General features: G+C 74.1%; 16 protein-coding genes. 6 read left to right on the top strand and 10 right to left on the bottom strand.

The window, feature by feature from the left end; translation table 11 throughout:
• Nucleotides 1-35: 35 nt before the first annotated feature.
• From J1M41_RS03420 to J1M41_RS03405, 4 genes are all read right to left on the bottom strand, one after another.
• Nucleotides 36-923, bottom strand: a complete 888-nt coding sequence (locus J1M41_RS03420; protein ID WP_206451149.1) for an amino acid ABC transporter permease — start codon at nt 921-923, stop codon at nt 36-38.
• Nucleotides 920-1,600, bottom strand: coding sequence for an amino acid ABC transporter permease (locus J1M41_RS03415; RefSeq protein WP_036316476.1), 681 nt, complete (start codon nt 1,598-1,600; stop codon nt 920-922). The genes J1M41_RS03420 and J1M41_RS03415 overlap by 4 nt, the downstream gene beginning before the upstream one ends.
• 104 nt (nt 1,601-1,704) lie before the next feature.
• The gene (locus J1M41_RS03410; protein WP_098092277.1) at nt 1,705-2,598 is read right to left on the bottom strand and encodes a glutamate ABC transporter substrate-binding protein; all 894 of its coding nucleotides are present in this window, start codon (nt 2,596-2,598) and stop codon (nt 1,705-1,707) included.
• A gap of 47 nt (nt 2,599-2,645) precedes the next feature.
• A complete protein-coding gene (locus tag J1M41_RS03405) occupies nt 2,646-3,380 on the bottom strand; it encodes an amino acid ABC transporter ATP-binding protein (RefSeq protein WP_144081982.1) in 735 nt (244 codons plus the stop codon).
• A 178-nt stretch (nt 3,381-3,558) separates the two neighbouring features.
• Here J1M41_RS03405 and J1M41_RS03400 point away from each other — a divergent pair, with 178 nt between their 5' ends.
• The 3 genes from J1M41_RS03400 to J1M41_RS03390 all read left to right on the top strand — a co-directional run bounded on the left by J1M41_RS03400 (nt 3,559) and on the right by J1M41_RS03390 (nt 5,054).
• Nucleotides 3,559-4,362, top strand: a complete 804-nt coding sequence (locus J1M41_RS03400; RefSeq protein WP_098092278.1) for a TIGR00730 family Rossman fold protein — start codon at nt 3,559-3,561, stop codon at nt 4,360-4,362.
• On the top strand, nt 4,359-4,703 hold the full coding sequence (locus tag J1M41_RS03395; protein ID WP_206451148.1) for a cell division protein DivIVA: 345 nt from the start codon (nt 4,359-4,361) through the stop codon (nt 4,701-4,703). The genes J1M41_RS03400 and J1M41_RS03395 overlap by 4 nt, the downstream gene beginning before the upstream one ends.
• 180 nt (nt 4,704-4,883) lie before the next feature.
• Nucleotides 4,884-5,054, top strand: coding sequence for a DUF3117 domain-containing protein (locus tag J1M41_RS03390; protein WP_002855133.1), 171 nt, complete (start codon nt 4,884-4,886; stop codon nt 5,052-5,054).
• 78 nt (nt 5,055-5,132) lie between these two features.
• Here J1M41_RS03390 and J1M41_RS03385 read toward each other — a convergent pair whose 3' ends face one another.
• Nucleotides 5,133-5,783: an O-methyltransferase gene (locus J1M41_RS03385; protein WP_206451147.1), complete on the bottom strand. Its 651-nt coding sequence runs from the start codon at nt 5,781-5,783 to the stop codon at nt 5,133-5,135.
• A gap of 196 nt (nt 5,784-5,979) precedes the next feature.
• Here J1M41_RS03385 and J1M41_RS03380 point away from each other — a divergent pair, with 196 nt between their 5' ends.
• Nucleotides 5,980-6,852 carry an anti-sigma factor gene (locus J1M41_RS03380; RefSeq protein ID WP_135039539.1) on the top strand — a complete coding sequence of 291 codons (873 nt, stop codon included), beginning with the start codon at nt 5,980-5,982 and terminating at the stop codon, nt 6,850-6,852.
• 60 nt (nt 6,853-6,912) lie between these two features.
• On the top strand, nt 6,913-7,524 hold the full coding sequence (locus J1M41_RS03375; RefSeq protein WP_069941887.1) for a preprotein translocase subunit TatA: 612 nt from the start codon (nt 6,913-6,915) through the stop codon (nt 7,522-7,524).
• A 39-nt stretch (nt 7,525-7,563) separates the two neighbouring features.
• Here the strand turns inward: J1M41_RS03375 and J1M41_RS03370 are convergent, their stop codons facing one another.
• The 3 genes from J1M41_RS03370 to J1M41_RS03360 are packed head-to-tail and all read right to left on the bottom strand — an operon-like array spanning nt 7,564 to nt 10,796.
• Nucleotides 7,564-8,712, bottom strand: a complete 1,149-nt coding sequence (locus J1M41_RS03370; protein WP_060973497.1) for an Mrp/NBP35 family ATP-binding protein — start codon at nt 8,710-8,712, stop codon at nt 7,564-7,566.
• Nucleotides 8,709-9,488, bottom strand: coding sequence for a DUF1003 domain-containing protein (locus J1M41_RS03365; RefSeq protein WP_206451146.1), 780 nt, complete (start codon nt 9,486-9,488; stop codon nt 8,709-8,711). Before J1M41_RS03365 ends, J1M41_RS03370 begins: the two co-directional genes overlap by 4 nt.
• A 39-nt stretch (nt 9,489-9,527) precedes the next feature.
• Complete coding sequence (locus J1M41_RS03360) at nt 9,528-10,796, bottom strand: CBS domain-containing protein (RefSeq protein WP_010080556.1); 1,269 nt, start codon at nt 10,794-10,796, stop codon at nt 9,528-9,530.
• Nucleotides 10,797-10,888: 92 nt separating this feature from the next.
• Here J1M41_RS03360 and J1M41_RS03355 point away from each other — a divergent pair, with 92 nt between their 5' ends.
• Nucleotides 10,889-11,665, top strand: a complete 777-nt coding sequence (locus J1M41_RS03355; RefSeq protein WP_010080557.1) for a general stress protein — start codon at nt 10,889-10,891, stop codon at nt 11,663-11,665.
• A 6-nt stretch (nt 11,666-11,671) separates the two neighbouring features.
• Here the strand turns inward: J1M41_RS03355 and J1M41_RS03350 are convergent, their stop codons facing one another.
• Both J1M41_RS03350 and J1M41_RS03345 read right to left on the bottom strand, forming a co-directional pair.
• Complete coding sequence (locus J1M41_RS03350) at nt 11,672-13,477, bottom strand: pyruvate kinase (protein ID WP_036382693.1); 1,806 nt, start codon at nt 13,475-13,477, stop codon at nt 11,672-11,674.
• Between the two features lie 33 nt (nt 13,478-13,510).
• A partial coding sequence (locus J1M41_RS03345; RefSeq protein WP_342214059.1) for an aminopeptidase P family protein occupies nt 13,511-15,080 on the bottom strand: 1,570 nt, incomplete at its 5' end.

The raw sequence follows: 15,080 nt of genomic DNA, 5'->3' as shown, positions 1-15,080 counted from the left end.
CGCCGGACCCGCGGGCCCGCCGCGGCTCCGCCGGGTCAGGCCGCCGTGGCCGTGGACGCCCCGACGAGCGGGGTCGTGGGGGTGCTGGCGTCGCCGGCCGTCCGCGACGACAGCCGGCGCGAGAGCCGGGTGGCCGCCCAGGTGAGGAGGAAGTTGATGACGATGAAGATCACCGCGGCCACCACGAGGGACTGCAGGATGTTGCCGTTGCCGGAGCCGAGCTGGCGGGCGTACTGCAGGAGTTCGAAGAAGCCGATGAGGTAGCCCAGCGCCGAGTCCTTGAGGATCACCACGAACTGGCTCAGCAGTGAGGGCAGCATGGCGATGAGGGCCTGGGGCACCTCCACGAGCCGCAGGGACTGCATGCTCGTCATGCCCACCGCCGCGGCCGCCTCGCGCTGGCCGCGCGGCAGCGAGCGCACCCCGGAGCGCACCAGCTCCGCGATCACGGACCCGTTGTACAGGGTCAGCGCCGCGATCACCGCGTAGTACGGGCCGTCCTGGGGCTGGATCGCCCCGGTGCGCGCGACCTGCGCGAACAGCTGGTAGAAGAACACCATCATCACGAGCACCGGCACGGCCCGGAAGAACTCGACGACGACGGCGGCCAGCCAGCGCATCGGGCCGAACGGGGCCAGCCGCAGGAAGCCGAACACCAGGCCGAACACCACGGAGGTGACCACGGCGATGCCCGCGGACTGCAGGGTGAACTGCAGGCCCGGCAGGTAGTAGTTCCGCCACGCGTCGCCGTCGACGGCGGCCAGCCAGCGGCGGCCGGAGAGCTGGCCGGTGGCGTTCATCTGGATCAGGACGAGCACCGCCACGGCCAGGACCGCGGCGAGGGCGACGAGGTTGGCGAGGAGGATCCGCCGGCGGGCGATGGGTCCCGGGGCGTCGAAGAGGACGGAGGCCTGGGCGCTCATCGGGCCACCGCCCATTTCTCCGAGGCCCACGTGGTCAGCAGGCCGATGGGGATGACGATCAGGCAGAAGCCGATCGCGAAGGTCAGGAAGATCGCCACCATCACGTCCGGGCTGAACTCGATCATGCGCTTCATCAGGCCCGAGGCCTCCGCCACCGACGCCGCGGCGGCGACGGTGGTGTTCTTGGTCAGCGCGATCACGGTGTTGCCCAGCGGGGTGATGGCCCCGCGCAACGCCTGGGGCAGGATCACGTGGCGGGCCGCGGGCAGGAAGCCCAGGCCGATGGAGCGGGCGGCCTCGGCCTGCCCGAGCGGGACGGTGTTGACGCCGGAGCGGATCGCCTCGCACATGAACGCCGCGTGGTAGAGCGAGAGCGCGATCACGGCGTAGATGAAGAAGTTCAGCGTGAAGTCGGACGAGAAGCTGACCTTCAGCTGCCCCCAGACGGCGAGCACGCCGAGCAGCATGATGATCGTCAGCGGGGTGTTGCGGACCACGTTGACGTAGCCGGTGCCGAGGGCGCGCAGCGAGGGGACGGGCGAGATGCGGAACAGGGCGAGCACCACGCCGAGGGCGAACGAGCCGAGGGTCGCGAGGAACGCGAGCCTGATGTTCGTCCAGAACGCGAGCGGGATGTCCGCGCCGTAGTCCGCGAGGAGCGAGGAGATCGATTCCATGACTTCTCCGAGGGTCGGGACAGGGCTGACGGGCAGGGGAGCCGCCGGGCGGGCCGAGGGCGACGGTTCAGGTCACGTCCTCGGCCCGACCGGCGGCGGGGCCGTCAGACGCAGGGCTCGAACTCGGCGTCCTCGCCGGAGTTCAGCGTTTCGTCGTAGGTGTAGCCCGTGCCCTCGGTGTTGGACTCGAGGGCCTTCTTCCACTCGCCGGAGTCCTTCATCTCCTTGATGGCCTCGTTGATGTCCTCGCAGCGCTCCGAGTCCTTCGGCAGGCCGACGCCGTAGCGCTCCGTGGTGAAGGTGTTGCCGACGACCTTGAACTTGCCCTTGTTGGCGTCGGCGGCGGCCAAGCCCGCGAGGATGATGTCGTCCGTGGTCACGGCGTCCACCTGGCCGGACTCGAGGTAGGTCACGCATTCGGCGTAGCCGCCCTGCTCCACCAGGTTCACGCCGGCGGCGAACTGGTCCTTGATCTTCTGGGCCGAGGTGGAGCCGGTGACGGAGCAGAGGTTCTTCCCGTCGAGGGCCTCGGGGCCGGTGATCGCGGTGTCGTCCGCGCGGACCAGCAGGTCCTGGCCGGCCACGAAGTACGGGCCCGCGAAGCCGACGCGCTCCTTGCGGGCGTCCGTGATGGAGTACGTCGCGAAGATCATGTCGACCTCGCCGTTCTCCAGGGCGTTCTCCCGGTTCGCGGACGGGGTCTGGACCCACTCGATGTCCTTCTCGGCCACGCCGAGCTTGTCCGCCACGTAGCGGGCCACGTCCGTGTCGAAGCCGGTGGGCTGGGCCGAGCCCTCGCGGTAGCCCAGGCCCGGCTGGTCGAACTTGATGCCGATGCGCAGGCTCTCGCCGGAGCCGGACGACGTCGACTCGCCGGCCGAGGACGAGCCGGCGGCGTCGCCACCGCCTCCCTGCGACGAGGAGGGGGCGCAGGCGGTGAGGGACAGCGCAGCCGCGGCGGTGACGGCGGACAGGGTCAGGAGCTTCGTGCGGAGCATGGTGCTCTCCTCTGGTTCGGTGCGGTGGGGTGCGACGGGGGACGGGGTCAGTGCGCGAGGATCTTGCCCAGGAAGTCCTGGGCGCGCTCGTGTCGAGGATTCGTGAAGAAGGTGTCGGGGTCGGCGTCCTCGAGGATGGCGCCGTCGGCCATGAAGACCACGCGGTCCCCGGCCTTGCGGGCGAAGCCCATCTCATGGGTGACCACGACCATGGTCATGCCGCCCTCGGCGAGCTGGACCATGACGTCGAGGACCTCCTGCACCATCTCGGGGTCGAGGGCGGAGGTCGGCTCGTCGAAGAGCAGGGCCTTCGGCTCCATCGCCAGGGCGCGGGCGATGGCCACGCGCTGCTGCTGCCCGCCGGAGAGCTGGGCCGGCATCTTCCTGGCCTGGGCGGCCACGCCCACGCGCTCGAGCAGCTCCATGGCGTGCTGCTCGGCGTCCGCTCGGCGCTTGCCCTTCACCTTGATGGGCCCGAGGGTGACGTTCTCCAGGATCGACTTGTGCGCGAAGAGGTTGAAGGACTGGAAGACCATGCCGATCTCGGCGCGCAGCTGGGCGAGCTGCCTGCCCTCGCTGGGGAGCGGCCGCCCGTCGATCAGGATGCGGCCGCCGTCGTCGTCGATGGTCTCGAGCCGGTTGATCGTGCGGCACAGCGTCGACTTGCCGGAGCCGGACGGGCCGAGGACGATCGCCACCTGGCCGCGTGGGATCCGCAGGTCGATCTGTCGGAGGGCGTGGAAGTCGCCGAAGTGCTTGTTGACGCCCTCGAGGACGATCAGGTCATCGCCCGCGGCACCGCGACGGCGCCGCACACCGGCCTCGTCGGGGAGGTGGGCGCCGTGGGGCTGCTCAGGCGTGATCTGCGTCATGCCAGTGGAATATAGCGCACGCCACACCCGGCGCGGTGCGGGACGCGACGCCGGCCCTGGCGGCCCGCCGGCTCGTTAGGCTGACGCCATGGCCCCACATGAGCACCCCTCGGGCGGCGACGTCGCCGCCGCGCCCCAGCGCGTCCGCCGCGGCGGGCAGGTCCTGCGCGGGGACGCGGCGCACACCCCCACGTTCGACCAGCTCCTCCTCGACGGCCGGCGGCCCGGCGACGCCGCACGCCCCGCCGCCGACGTCGCCTCGACGACGTCCGAGGCCTGGCGTGTCCTGCGCATCCAGGCCGAGTTCGTCGAGGGCTTCGGCACCCTCGCGGGGCTGGGTCCCGCGGTCTCCGTGTTCGGCTCCGCGCGCACGCCCGAGGGCAGCGCCGAGTACGCCCTGGCCCATGAGGTCGGGACCCGCCTGGCCCAGGCCGGGTACACGGTCATCACCGGCGGGGGGCCCGGCACCATGGAGGCCGCCAACCGTGGCGCCCACGAGGCCGGTGGAGAGTCCGTGGGCCTGGGCATCGAGCTGCCGTTCGAGACCGGCCTGAACCCCTGGGTGCACGTGGGCGTGGACTTCCGCTACTTCTTCGTCCGCAAGGTCATGTTCCTCAAGTACGCGCAGGGGTTCATCGTGCTGCCCGGCGGCCTCGGCACCCTGGACGAGCTCTTCGAGGCCCTCACCCTCGTGCAGACCGGCACCGTCACCCGCTTCCCCGTGGTCCTCGTGGACCGCGGCTTCTGGGGCCCGCTCGTAGACTGGATCCGCGGCACGCTCGTGGAGCGCGGCATGATCTCGCCCGAGGACCCGGACCTCGTCCAGCTCGTGGACACGGCCGAGGAGGCCGTCGCGTGCGTGCTCCGCTCGGCGGGGAGGGCCGACGCGTGAGCGGGCCGCAGGGGATCGTCCTGGTGGCCGTGCTCGTCGTCGTGCTGGGCGCCCTGGCCGCCGCCCTCGCGGGCCGGCTCACGCTCCGGGCCGACGACCCGGCCGGGAGGACGCCCGGGCACCCCGTCCTGCTGCCGGAGCGGCCGCGCGCGGCGGATGTCGACCTGCTGCGGCTGGCCGTCGCGGTGCCCGGCTACCAGCGGGACCAGGTGGACGCCGTCCTGCTGCGGCTGCGGGACGCCCTCGCGGAGCGCGAGGACGAGGCGACCGCACTGCGGGCCCGGGTGGCCGAGCTCGAGGCCGCCGACCCGTCCCGGAGCGATCCGGCGGGGCGCGCCTGAGTCGCGGGCCGGGCTCGGTGCGGGCCATCGTTTGGCGCGAGCACGCGGAATCCGCGATAATGGTGATGTGACCGGCCTCGCGCACGCCCGCGTGCGGGGGCGCCGGAGGCGTCCGGTCAGTGCCCGCTCCCGCGGTCACCGGACGCCGTGACGGGAACATCATCCAGAAGGGAAGTCGCAATGGCCGCCATGAAGCCCCGCACCGGGGACGGTCCCATGGAAGTGACCAAGGAGGGGCGCAGCCTGATCATGCGCGTGCCGATCGACGGCGGCGGCCGTCTCGTGCTGGAGATCAACGCGGACGAGGCCCGCGAGCTCAAGGAGTGCCTCGAGGGCGTCATCCAGGCCTGAGCCCGGACCCCTTCGACGCGGACGCCCCGCGCACCGTCGCGGTGCGCGGGGCGTCCGCGTCCCCGGCGCCGCCGCGGATCAGCGGCGCACCGCGATCAGCACGCCCGTGCCGGAGGGGACGACGGCGGACAGCCAGTGCTCGTCCTCCCGGATGAGACGGTCCACCGCCCGGGCGGACACGGTGGACTCGTCGCGCACGGCGGGCCGGGGAACGCGGTCGCCGTCGAGGGCGTCCACCACGACGAGCACGCCGCCGGGGGCGAGCATGCGCGCGGCCTGCTCGACGTCGAACTGACGCGCGGCCGGGTCCCCGTTCACCAGGACCATCTCATAGGCGCCGCTCGTGAGCCGGGGGAGGACGAGCCGGGAGCGCCCCGTGATCATGCGGGTGCGGCTCGTGGGCAGGCGGGCCTCCGAGAACGCCTCGCGGGCCGCGCGCTGGGCCTCCGCGTCCGGGTCCACGGTGGTGAGGACCGTGCGCTCGGGCAGACCGCGCATCAGGGCGAGCCCCGAGACGCCGGCGCCCGTGCCCACCTCCACGACCGCCGCGGGGGCACGTGTGGCCGCCAGCACCGTCAACAGGGCCGCCGTCCCCTCGCTCACCGGCGGCACGTCCAGCTCGGCGGCGCGCTCGCGGGCGCGCAGGACGACGTCGTCTTCGGTGGCCCGGCTCTCCGACCAGGCCCAGGACGCGTGCTTGACGGTGGGCTGGGGCTGCAGGGCGCTCATGGGTGACTCCGGGACGACGACGGCGGGACCTCGCCCGCGGCACGGGCGACGCGGGCCAGTGTACGGGCCGGCACGCGGCCGCGACCCAGTGTTCTCCCAGGAGGCGGGCCGATGATGGGACACGGCACGAACCGGCTCCCGCCGTGCGGGAGGCCGTTCGCCGGACCGAGGACGCGAGGACCGAGGAGGTGGCCGCATGGGACGTCGACACACCCAGCGCCACATGGACGCCTACCTCGAGGGCTCCCTCCCCGCCGCGTCCCGGGCGCGCATCGCCCGCCACCTGGACCGCTGCCCCGAGTGCCGCGCCACCGTCCAGGCCCGGGCCCGCGTGCTCGACGCCGCCCGCACGGTGCACCAGCGTCCGGCCGGCGCCGTCGTCGCCCCGGTGCTGCGCGCCCGCGGCGTCTCCGGCCGCCTTGTGGTGGGGCTGCTCACCTTCGTCGTCCTGCTCGGCGGGCTGTTCACCGCGGTCTGGGTGGCCGGCGCGCCCCGCACCGCGGCCGTGCGCACGGCCCCGACCCCGACGGACACCGTCGCCCTGCCGGCAGCCGGGACCGCGTCGACGGACCGGCGCGGCACCGTCGCGGAGCTGCGGGGTCAGGGCTGGACGGTGCCCTCCCTCGTGGGGGCCGGCCTGGAGCCGCTCACCGTCGACACCGCCCAGACGGCCGAGGACGTGGAGGTCGTCGTCGGCTGGGGCCGGGACGAGCCGACCGTGACCGTCCGTGAGTGCCGACCCCGGATCGTGGGAGCCACCCCGAAGGGCTGTGCCTCGACCGCGCCCTTGAGCACGGGGGCGCAGGAGCGTCGACTGGCCGGCGGCGGCGTCTACCGGATCGTCCCGGCGGGGGAGCAGGACGGCTGGACGGCCGAGCTGACCACGCCGCAGGCCTCCTACCGCGTGGAGGCCAGCCTGCCGGACGAGCGCGCCGACGCGGTCCTCACCCACCTGCTGGTCTCCGAGCGGGCACGGGTGCTCGAGCTGGGCGGCGGAGACGCCGTCGAGGAGCGCCTGGAGCGAGGCCTCGAACGCATCGCGGACGCCGTGCCGCGCCCCCGCGGCTGAGCCGCCCCGCCCCCGCGGCTCCGGGCTGTGGGGCGGTGCCGCTCTAGTAGAGTTCGGAGGGTGTTTGGTATCAACGGCAGCGAGTTCATCATCTTGGCGGTGCTCGCGATCGTCATCCTCGGGCCGGAGAAGCTCCCCGAGTACACGCGCGCCTTCACCGACTGGCTGCGCGTCATGCGCGACAAGGCCGAGGGTGCCAAGGCGCAGTTCAAGGAGGAGACCGGCACGGACTTCGACGAGGTGGACTGGCGCAAGTACGACCCCCGCCAGTACGACCCGCGCCGCATCATCCGCGACGCGCTCCGCGAGCCCGCCGGCGGCTCGTCCACGCCCGCGTCCCGCGCGGCGCAGGCGACGGGCATCAGCGCCGAGGACGTGCACGGCGGCCTCACCCGCCAAGACCTGACGGACATGGATCCGCGCACGCTCTTCCGCCGCCCCGCCGGGGCCGGCAGCACCGCCGCCGCGGAGTCCGGCGCCGCCGCCGCACAGACCCGGTCGACCGAGCCCGCCGCGGGGGCGGCAGCCGTGGGCGGTGCCGCCGCAGCCCTGATGGCCTCCGGCCGCGCCGAGGCCCTCACCGAGGAGCGCCCTGCCGCCGTCGAGACCGAACCGGACCCCCTCGAGCTGCTCGGGCTGGCACCCGCCCCCTTCGACGTCGACGCGACCTGACGCCGTCGCGCGCGCCGGCCGGGGCGCCGGCACCCGAGGTCAGCGCGGGGTGACCGGAAGGCGCCGCCCGGCCAGCCCGCGCGGTCGCACGGCCACCCGCTGCGCGATCTGCGTCAGCGCCCGGCCCGCGGGGCTCTCCGGCGCGGACACCACCACGGGTTCGCCGGCGTCGCCGCCCGCGCGCAGCGCCGGGTCCAGGGGAACGGTGCCCAGCAGCGGCACCTGCGTGTCCAGCACCCCGGACAGCCGCTCCGCCACCTCGGCGCCGCCGCCGGTCCCGAACACATCCAGGACGGTGCCGTCTGGCAGGGTCATCGGCCCCATGTTCTCCACGACGCCGGCCACGGTCTGGCCCGTCTGCTCCGCCAGCTGACCGGCGCGCGCGGCCACCTGCGCGGCGGCGTGCTGCGGCGTGGTCACCACGAGCAGCTCCGAGGCGGGCAGCAGCTGCGCCGTCGAGATCGCGATGTCCCCGGTGCCCGGGGGCAGGTCCACGAGCAGGACGTCCAGGTCGCCCCAGTGCACATCCGTGACGAACTGCTCGAGCGCGCGGTGCAGCATCGGCCCGCGCCAGGCCACCGGCCGGTCCGCGTCGAGGAACATGCCGATTGAGATGACCTTCACGTCCCGCACCACGGGGGGCAGGATCATCCGGTCCAGCTTCGTCGGGGTGCCGGTCACGCCCAGGAGCCCGGGGATGGAGTAGCCGTGCACGTCCGCGTCGATCAGGCCGACGGCGAGCCCGCGCGCGGCGAGCGCGACCGCGAGGTTGGCCGTGACCGAGGACTTGCCCACGCCGCCCTTGCCCGAGGCCACCGCGAGGACGCGCGTGAGCGTCCCCTCCCCGAACGGGTTCGTCGGCCGAGTCGCGCGCAGGGCGTCCTGCAGCGCCAGGCGGCGCTCGGGCTCCATGACCCCGACGCGAACGTCCACGGATTCACAGCCGGGCACGACGGCGACGGCGGCGGCCACGTCCGTCTGGATCGTCCCGCGCAGGGGGCACGCGGCGATCGTGAGCAGGACCGCGACCTCGACGACGCCCGGGGCGGTCTCCACGACCGACTCCACCATGCCGAGGTCGGTGATCGGGCGGCGGATCTCGGGGTCCTGGACCGTGGCGAGCCGTTCCAGCACCCGGCGCTCGAGGTCGGTGCGGACCTCGGGCACGGGCAGGCCCAGGGCGCTCATCGGCCGCCCCCGTCCACCGGGCCCGCACCGTCGGCGGGACCGGCCGCCGGACCGGACCCCCCGGCCTCGCGGGCCTCCTGGGCCGCGAGGGTGGCGAGCGTGGTGGTCGTGGGCTCGGCGCCGGCGTCGCCGCGCCGCGCATCCCGGCCGCGGCCCTTGGTCTTCTTGTTCTTGCGGGGCTGGGCCTCGGCGCCCGGGAGGCCGGCGCGCAGCTCCTCCCGGATCTCCTCCCGGATCTCCTCCCGCAGCTCGGCGCGCAGCGCCTCGCGGAGGTCGTCCCTGAGGTCGTCCTGGACGCCGCGCAGCTCGCCGCGCACGAAGTCGCGCGTGGCGACCTCCTGGACGGCCAGCCGCAGACCGGCGATCTCGCGGGTGAGGAACTCGGTGTCGGCGAGGTTGCGCTCGGCGCGGTCACGGTCCTCGCGCAGCGCGACCCTGTCCCGGTCGTCCTGGCGGTTCTGCGCCAGCAGGAGCAGGGGTGCGGCGTAGGACGCCTGGAGGGAGAGCATGAGCGTGAGCGCGGTGAAGCCGAGCTCGGCGGAGTCGAACCGCCACGCCATCGGGCCGAACGTGTTCCAGCCCAGCCAGGCGGCGCAGAACAGCGTCATCCAGACGAGGAACTGCGGGGTGCCCATGAAGCGGGCGATGCCCTCGGTGGCCTCGCCGAAGGCGTCCGGGTTCGGGGCCAGCCGGGGCACGCGGCGCCCGCTGGCGCTCAGCGGGGTGTCCAGGCCGGTGCCGCGGCCCGGGCGCAGGTCTCGCGCGGTCTGGGTCATGCTCACACCTCCGGTGTCGTGCGGCGGCGGGCCGCGGGGTCAGGTTGCGGGGCGGGTCTCGGCGTCGTCGAGGTCCATGGCCCGCCAGTCGTCGGGCAGGATGTGGTCGAGCAGGTCGTCCACGCTCACGGCCCCGACGACGCGGTCCTGCTCGTTCACCACGGGGATGCACGTGAGGTTGTAGGTCGCGAGCTCGCGGGTCACGTGGGCGATGGGGGCGAGGTCCGAGACGGCCTCGAGATCCTTGTCCATGATGTTGCCGATCGCCTCCGGCGGCGGGTACCGCAGCAGGCGCTGGAAGTGGACGACGCCGAGGAACCGGCCCGTCGGCGTCTCCAACGGCGGCCGGGCCACGATCACGAGCGAGGCCAACGCGGGGGAGATCTCCTGCTGTCGGATGGTCGCCATGGCCTCGGCCACGGTGGCCTCCGGGGGGAGGATGACCGGCACGGGGGTCATGAGCGAGCCCGCCGTGCCCTCCTCGTACTCGAGCAGGCGCCGGACGTCCTCGGCGTCCTCCGGCTCCATGCGTTCGAGCAGCAGCTCCTGCTGGGAGTCGGGCAGCTCGTGGAGCAGGTCCGCCGCGTCGTCCGGGTCCATCTCCTCCAGGACGTCGGCGGCGCGGTCGATGTCCAGCTGGGAGAGGATCTGCACCTGGTCGTCGTCGGGCAGCTCCTGGAGCACGTCCGCGAGGCGTTCGTTCTGCAGCTCCCTGGCGACCTCGACGCGGCGCTTCTCCGACATGTCGTGGAGCATGTCCGCCAGGTCGGCGGGCTTGAGGTCCTCGTGCGCGGCGAGGAAGCTCGTGGCCCCCTGCGGGTCGGCCTGCGCCGTCCAGCGGGCCTCGTCCCAGTTCAGCAGGAGGTGCTCGCCCCGCTGGGCGCGGCCGAAGGGGCCGCGGCCGACGATGCGGCGCACGTACAGGTCCGAGACCAGCCAGTCGCCGTTGCGCTGCTGCTCCAGCCCGATGTCCTCCAGGAAGGCCTCGCCCGACCCGTCGGAGAGGCGCACCTTCCGGTCGAAGAGGTCGGCGGCCACCATCTGCTCGGCGCCACGGCGGGAGAACCGGCGCAGGTTGATCAGCCCGGTCGTGATGATCCGGCCCGAGTCCATGGACGTCACCCGCGTCATCGGGACGAAGACGCGCTTCTTGCCGGGGACCTCGATCACGAGGCCGGTGGCGAACGGGGCTGCGGCGGGGCCGCGGTCCAGCACGACGACGTCGCGCAGCCGTCCCAGGCGGTCGCCGAGGGGGTCGAAGACGTCCAGGCCCAGCAGGCGGGCCACGAAGATCTTGGGGGAGCTCACCGACCCAGCCTACGGCGTGCCGGACCGCGGCTCCGTGTCCGCGTACGGCGGACCGCCGCCCGCCCGGGCGCCGGGCCGGGCACAATGGGTCCATGTCGTTCATGATGTCCAACCCTCAGCCCGGCGCCGAGCAGGGCCTGCCCCGCGGAGAGCTGCTGGCCACCTACGCCACCTACGCGCAGGCGCGCGAGCAGGTGGACCGCCTCGCCGCCACGGACTTCCCCGTGAGCGCCGTGTCGATCGTGGGCAAGGACCTGCGGGTCGTGGAGCGGGTGCGCGGCCGGCTGAACTACGCCCAGGTGGCGTTGTCCGCGGGTGTGCGCGGCGTGTTCTTCGGCGGACTGATCGGCATGTTCCTCTACCTGCTGGCCCCCGAGGCCGGCCCGGGGCAGATCCTCACCTCCATGCTGCTGGGCCTGGCGGTGTGGCTGATCTTCGGCGTGATCGGCTTCGCGATGCGTCGGGGCCAGCACGGCTTCGCGTCCTCGCAGGCCGTCGTGCCGACGGCCTTCGACCTCGTGGTCGCGTTCGACCACGCCGCCCGCGCCCGCCAGGAGCTGGGCCTGGGCGGTGCCGCGGCCCCGACGCCGCAGCCGGCCCCGCAGCCGGCGCCCGCCCCCGCCGCGGAGGAGGCCGGGGGCGGGTCCGTGCAGGCCACCCCGGCCGCCGCGCCGTCGTCGGGCGGGTCCCACGCGGCGCCCGCTCCCGGCGGACCCGAGGCGCCGGCCCGGCCCGTCCCGGAGGCGGACCCCGCGCCCACCGGCCTGGACCGCTCCTACGGCGTGACCCTGCCCCCGGAGGAGGTCGCCAAGCTCATCGAGGCGCGCGGCGGCCACCCGCCCCGGCCCCAGGACGAGCCGCGCGGCTGAGCCCCGTCAGAGGGACCAGGACTCGAGCCGCCGGAGCATGTCGCGCTTCTTGCTCGCATGACCGTGCATCCGGCCCAGGATGTCGCCGAGGACGGTGACGGCGCGGTCGATGTACGGGCCCTTGTTCAGCATCGCGGCCTCGGCCCGCTGCGCCATCGCGGCGTCCGTGATCTCCGCCCGTGAGGGCAGGCCGGTCTTGGCGAGGGACTCGAGGACCTGGGTGGCCCAGATCGCGGGCACGTGCGCCGCCTCGCACAGCCACAGGATCTCCTCCTGCAGCTCGGCCATCCGTGCGAAGCCGGCCTCCACCGCCAGGTCGCCACGGGCGATCATCACCCCGACGTCCCGCCAGCGCATCGCCTCGAGCAGCATCCGCGGCAGCTGCCGGAAGGCCTCCACCGTCTCGATCTTCAGCGTGATGTCCACGTCCGGTGCGTCCTCGGCCTCGAGCGCGTCGATCAGCTGGGCCACGTCCTCGGCCGAGCGGACGAAGGACATGTTCACCATGTCCGCGTGGCGGGCCGCGAACGGGATGTGGGCGAGGTCCTCGTCCGTGAGGGCCGGGATGTCCAGGTGCGTGTCCGGGAAGTTCACGCCCTTCTCCGCCTTGAGCTTCGCCCCGCGCGGGCCGGCCTGGGTCACCTCGAGGGTGATCTCGTCGTCGGACACCGCCGTGATCCGCGTGCCGATCCGTCCGTCGTCGAGGGAGACCCGGTCGCCGACCGCCGCGTCCGCGAACGCCTGCGCCAGGGTGAGGCCGATCCGGTAGGGCGGCGTGTCGACCGCGGGAACCGGTTCGAGCGAGCGGGTCAGCACGATCTGCTCGCCCTCGTGCACGCGCATCGACTGCTCGAGCGGGGGCAGCGGTCCCACCTCGAGCGGACCGTGCGGCGTCGTCAGTGCCGTGCCCGTCGCCCAGTAGACCGTCTTCTCCGCCCGCACGAGCACCCCCTGGCCGTCCACCTGCTCGACCTCGAGCCTGCGGTGTGCGCCACGCGCGTCGGTCAGCTCGATCTCGTCGCCGCGCTGCAGGACCGCCAGGGTCGTCCCCTCCGGGTCCGCGAGCGGCACGACGACGGCGCCGTCCGGCCGGTCCGCTGTGGCCACGGCGTCGTGGGGCCCGGCGGCGAGCCACACGCGGGAGGGCTCGGTGACGATCCCGGAGGGGTCCCGGGCGGGCTTCACCTTCACGACGCGCGGTCCCGGCTCGATGGGGCCGGTGCGCACCTTCGGCCCGGCCAGGTCCATCGCGACCAGGGGTGCGGGCCGGCCCGCACCGGCACACCGGCGGACCGCCGCGATCATGGCGGCCCACGCCTGCTCGTCGTCGTGGGCGCAGTTCACGCGCGCCAGGTCCATGCCGGCCTCGGCGATCCGGGCCACGAGCTCTGGGTCCGTGGCGGCCTCGGAGGGCATGGTCACCATGATGCGCGCGTCCCGGTCGCCGCGGGCCGGACCGAGCAGGCTCGCCGCGTTGCGGGCGAGGATGGCGCGGCCCTCGGCGGAGGTCAGGGCGTCGTCCTCGGGCGCGGGGGCGGGGTCGCCGTCGAGCGCGCGGGCGGCGGCCAGCACCGCGTCCACGTGGCCCAGCACGCCGGCCTCCATGCGGCCCAGAGAGGACAGTCCGGCGTCGCTCAGCGCCTCCTGCAGGGGCCGCAGGTCGGTGCCGCGCAGGGCGACGTAGTGCACGAGGTTCCGGGCCGAGGCCCGGTGGCGCTCCCGGACGCGGGAGATGAGGTCGGCGTGCTCCGCCTCGGCGGAGAGGAGGCGGTCGCGGAGGGCGGTGAGCTCGGTGGTCAGGTCGATACCCATGGTCCGAACCCTAGGGGCGCCCTCCGCGCCGGATCACGCCTGGAGCCGCGCCATCCAGGCCTCGATCTCGTCCGGGGTGCGGGGGAGGACCGCGGAGAGGTTCTCGGCCCCGTCCTCGGTCACGAGGATGTCGTCCTCGATGCGCACGCCGATGCCGCGGTACTCCTCGGGGACGGCCAGGTCCTCCTCCTTGAAGTACAGACCCGGCTCGATCGTGAAGACCATGCCCGGCTCGAGCACGCCGTCCAGGTAGAGCTCCCGCTTGGCCTGCGCGCAGTCGTGCACGTCGAGGCCGAGGTGGTGCGAGGTGCCGTGGGGCATCCAGCGCCGGTGGTGCTGGCCCTCGTCCGATAGCGCGACCTCGGCCGAGACCGGCAGCAGGCCCCAGCCGTCGAGGCGGTCGACGAGCACCCGCATGGCCTCGGCGTGGAGCTCGCGGAACCGGATGCCGGGGCGCACGATCGCGAAGGCGGCGTCCGCGGCGTCGAGGACCGCCTGGTAGATGCGGCGCTGCACGTCCTTGAACGTGCCGGACACGGGCAGGGTGCGGGTGATGTCCGCGGTGTAGAGGGAGTCGTCCTCGACGCCGGCGTCGAGCAGCAGCAGCTCACCCGGGCGCACGGCGCCCGTGTTGCGGATCCAGTGCAGGATCGTGGCGTTGTTGCCGGAGGCCGCGATCGTGTCGTAGCCCAGGTCGTTGCCCTCGAGGCGGGCGCGGGCGAAGAAGGCGCCCTCGACCACGCGCTCGCCGCGGTCGTGGCCCACGGCGCGCGGCAGGGCCCGCACGACGTCCTCGAAGCCCGCGATCGTGGCGGCCACCGAGGCGCGCATCCGCTCGATCTCCCACGCGTCCTTGACCAGGCGCAGCTCGGAGAGGAACTCGGCGGTCTGGGCGTCGGCCTCGGCCGCGGCGGCCAGGTCCACGCCGGCCTCGGTCCGGACGGCGGCCAGCAGGGCGTCCACGTCCTGGTCGGTCTCGGCCAGCAGCCGCACCGCGGTGCCGTCCGCGGCCACGTTCTTGGTGACGGCGGACTCGAGCTCCTCGAGCCCCGCCGTGCGCAGACCCGTGCGGGCGGCCAGGCCGGCCAGGGTCGGACGGGGGCCGATCCAGAACTCGCCCGAGCGCGAGTCCGCGTAGAACTGCTCGGTGTCCCGGCCGGCCAGGGGACGGAAGTACAGGGTGGCGGTGTGGTCCGTGCCGTCGTCGCCGGCGCCCGGGTCCGTGGGCTCGAGCACGAGCACGGCGTCCGGCTCGTGGTCCACGCCGAGGCCCGTCAGGTGGGCGAACGCGGAGTGCGCGCGGAAGCGGTAGTCGGTGTCGTTCGAGCGGACCTTGAGGCGGCCGGCCGGCACCACGATCCGCTCGCCCGGGAAGCGCGCGGAGACGGCGGCCCGCCGCCGGGCGGCGTACGGGGCAGAGGCGTCGGGATCGGGCAGGGCCTGCGACGAGGGCGCCCAGCCGGAGGCCATGAAGTCGCGGAAGGCGTTCGAGGCGGGGCGCTGCGAGCGGTTGTCGACGCGCTCGGCCAGCGGCTGGGGGTTCACCGCGCCGGTGCCGTCGGCGCCCGCCTCGGGGGTGGCGGCGGGCTGGTCGGGGGCGGTC

Origin of the sequence: Micrococcus sp. KRD096 (genome assembly GCF_017168495.1) — a bacterium.
GTDB lineage: Bacteria > Actinomycetota > Actinomycetes > Actinomycetales > Micrococcaceae > Micrococcus > Micrococcus luteus.
This window is presented reverse-complemented; position numbering and strand designations above follow the sequence as displayed.

Coding starts and splice junctions, on each gene's coding strand:
- J1M41_RS03420 (WP_206451149.1), bottom strand. CDS start 923: ATGAGCGCCCAGGCCTCCGTCCTCTTCGACGCCCCGGGACCCATCGCC.
- J1M41_RS03415 (WP_036316476.1), bottom strand. CDS start 1,600: ATGGAATCGATCTCCTCGCTCCTCGCGGACTACGGCGCGGACATCCCG.
- J1M41_RS03410 (WP_098092277.1), bottom strand. CDS start 2,598: ATGCTCCGCACGAAGCTCCTGACCCTGTCCGCCGTCACCGCCGCGGCT.
- J1M41_RS03400 (WP_098092278.1), top strand. CDS start 3,559: ATGGCCCCACATGAGCACCCCTCGGGCGGCGACGTCGCCGCCGCGCCC.
- J1M41_RS03390 (WP_002855133.1), top strand. CDS start 4,884: ATGGCCGCCATGAAGCCCCGCACCGGGGACGGTCCCATGGAAGTGACC.
- J1M41_RS03385 (WP_206451147.1), bottom strand. CDS start 5,783: ATGAGCGCCCTGCAGCCCCAGCCCACCGTCAAGCACGCGTCCTGGGCC.
- J1M41_RS03380 (WP_135039539.1), top strand. CDS start 5,980: ATGGGACGTCGACACACCCAGCGCCACATGGACGCCTACCTCGAGGGC.
- J1M41_RS03370 (WP_060973497.1), bottom strand. CDS start 8,712: ATGAGCGCCCTGGGCCTGCCCGTGCCCGAGGTCCGCACCGACCTCGAG.
- J1M41_RS03365 (WP_206451146.1), bottom strand. CDS start 9,488: ATGACCCAGACCGCGCGAGACCTGCGCCCGGGCCGCGGCACCGGCCTG.
- J1M41_RS03355 (WP_010080557.1), top strand. CDS start 10,889: ATGTCGTTCATGATGTCCAACCCTCAGCCCGGCGCCGAGCAGGGCCTG.
- J1M41_RS03350 (WP_036382693.1), bottom strand. CDS start 13,477: ATGGGTATCGACCTGACCACCGAGCTCACCGCCCTCCGCGACCGCCTC.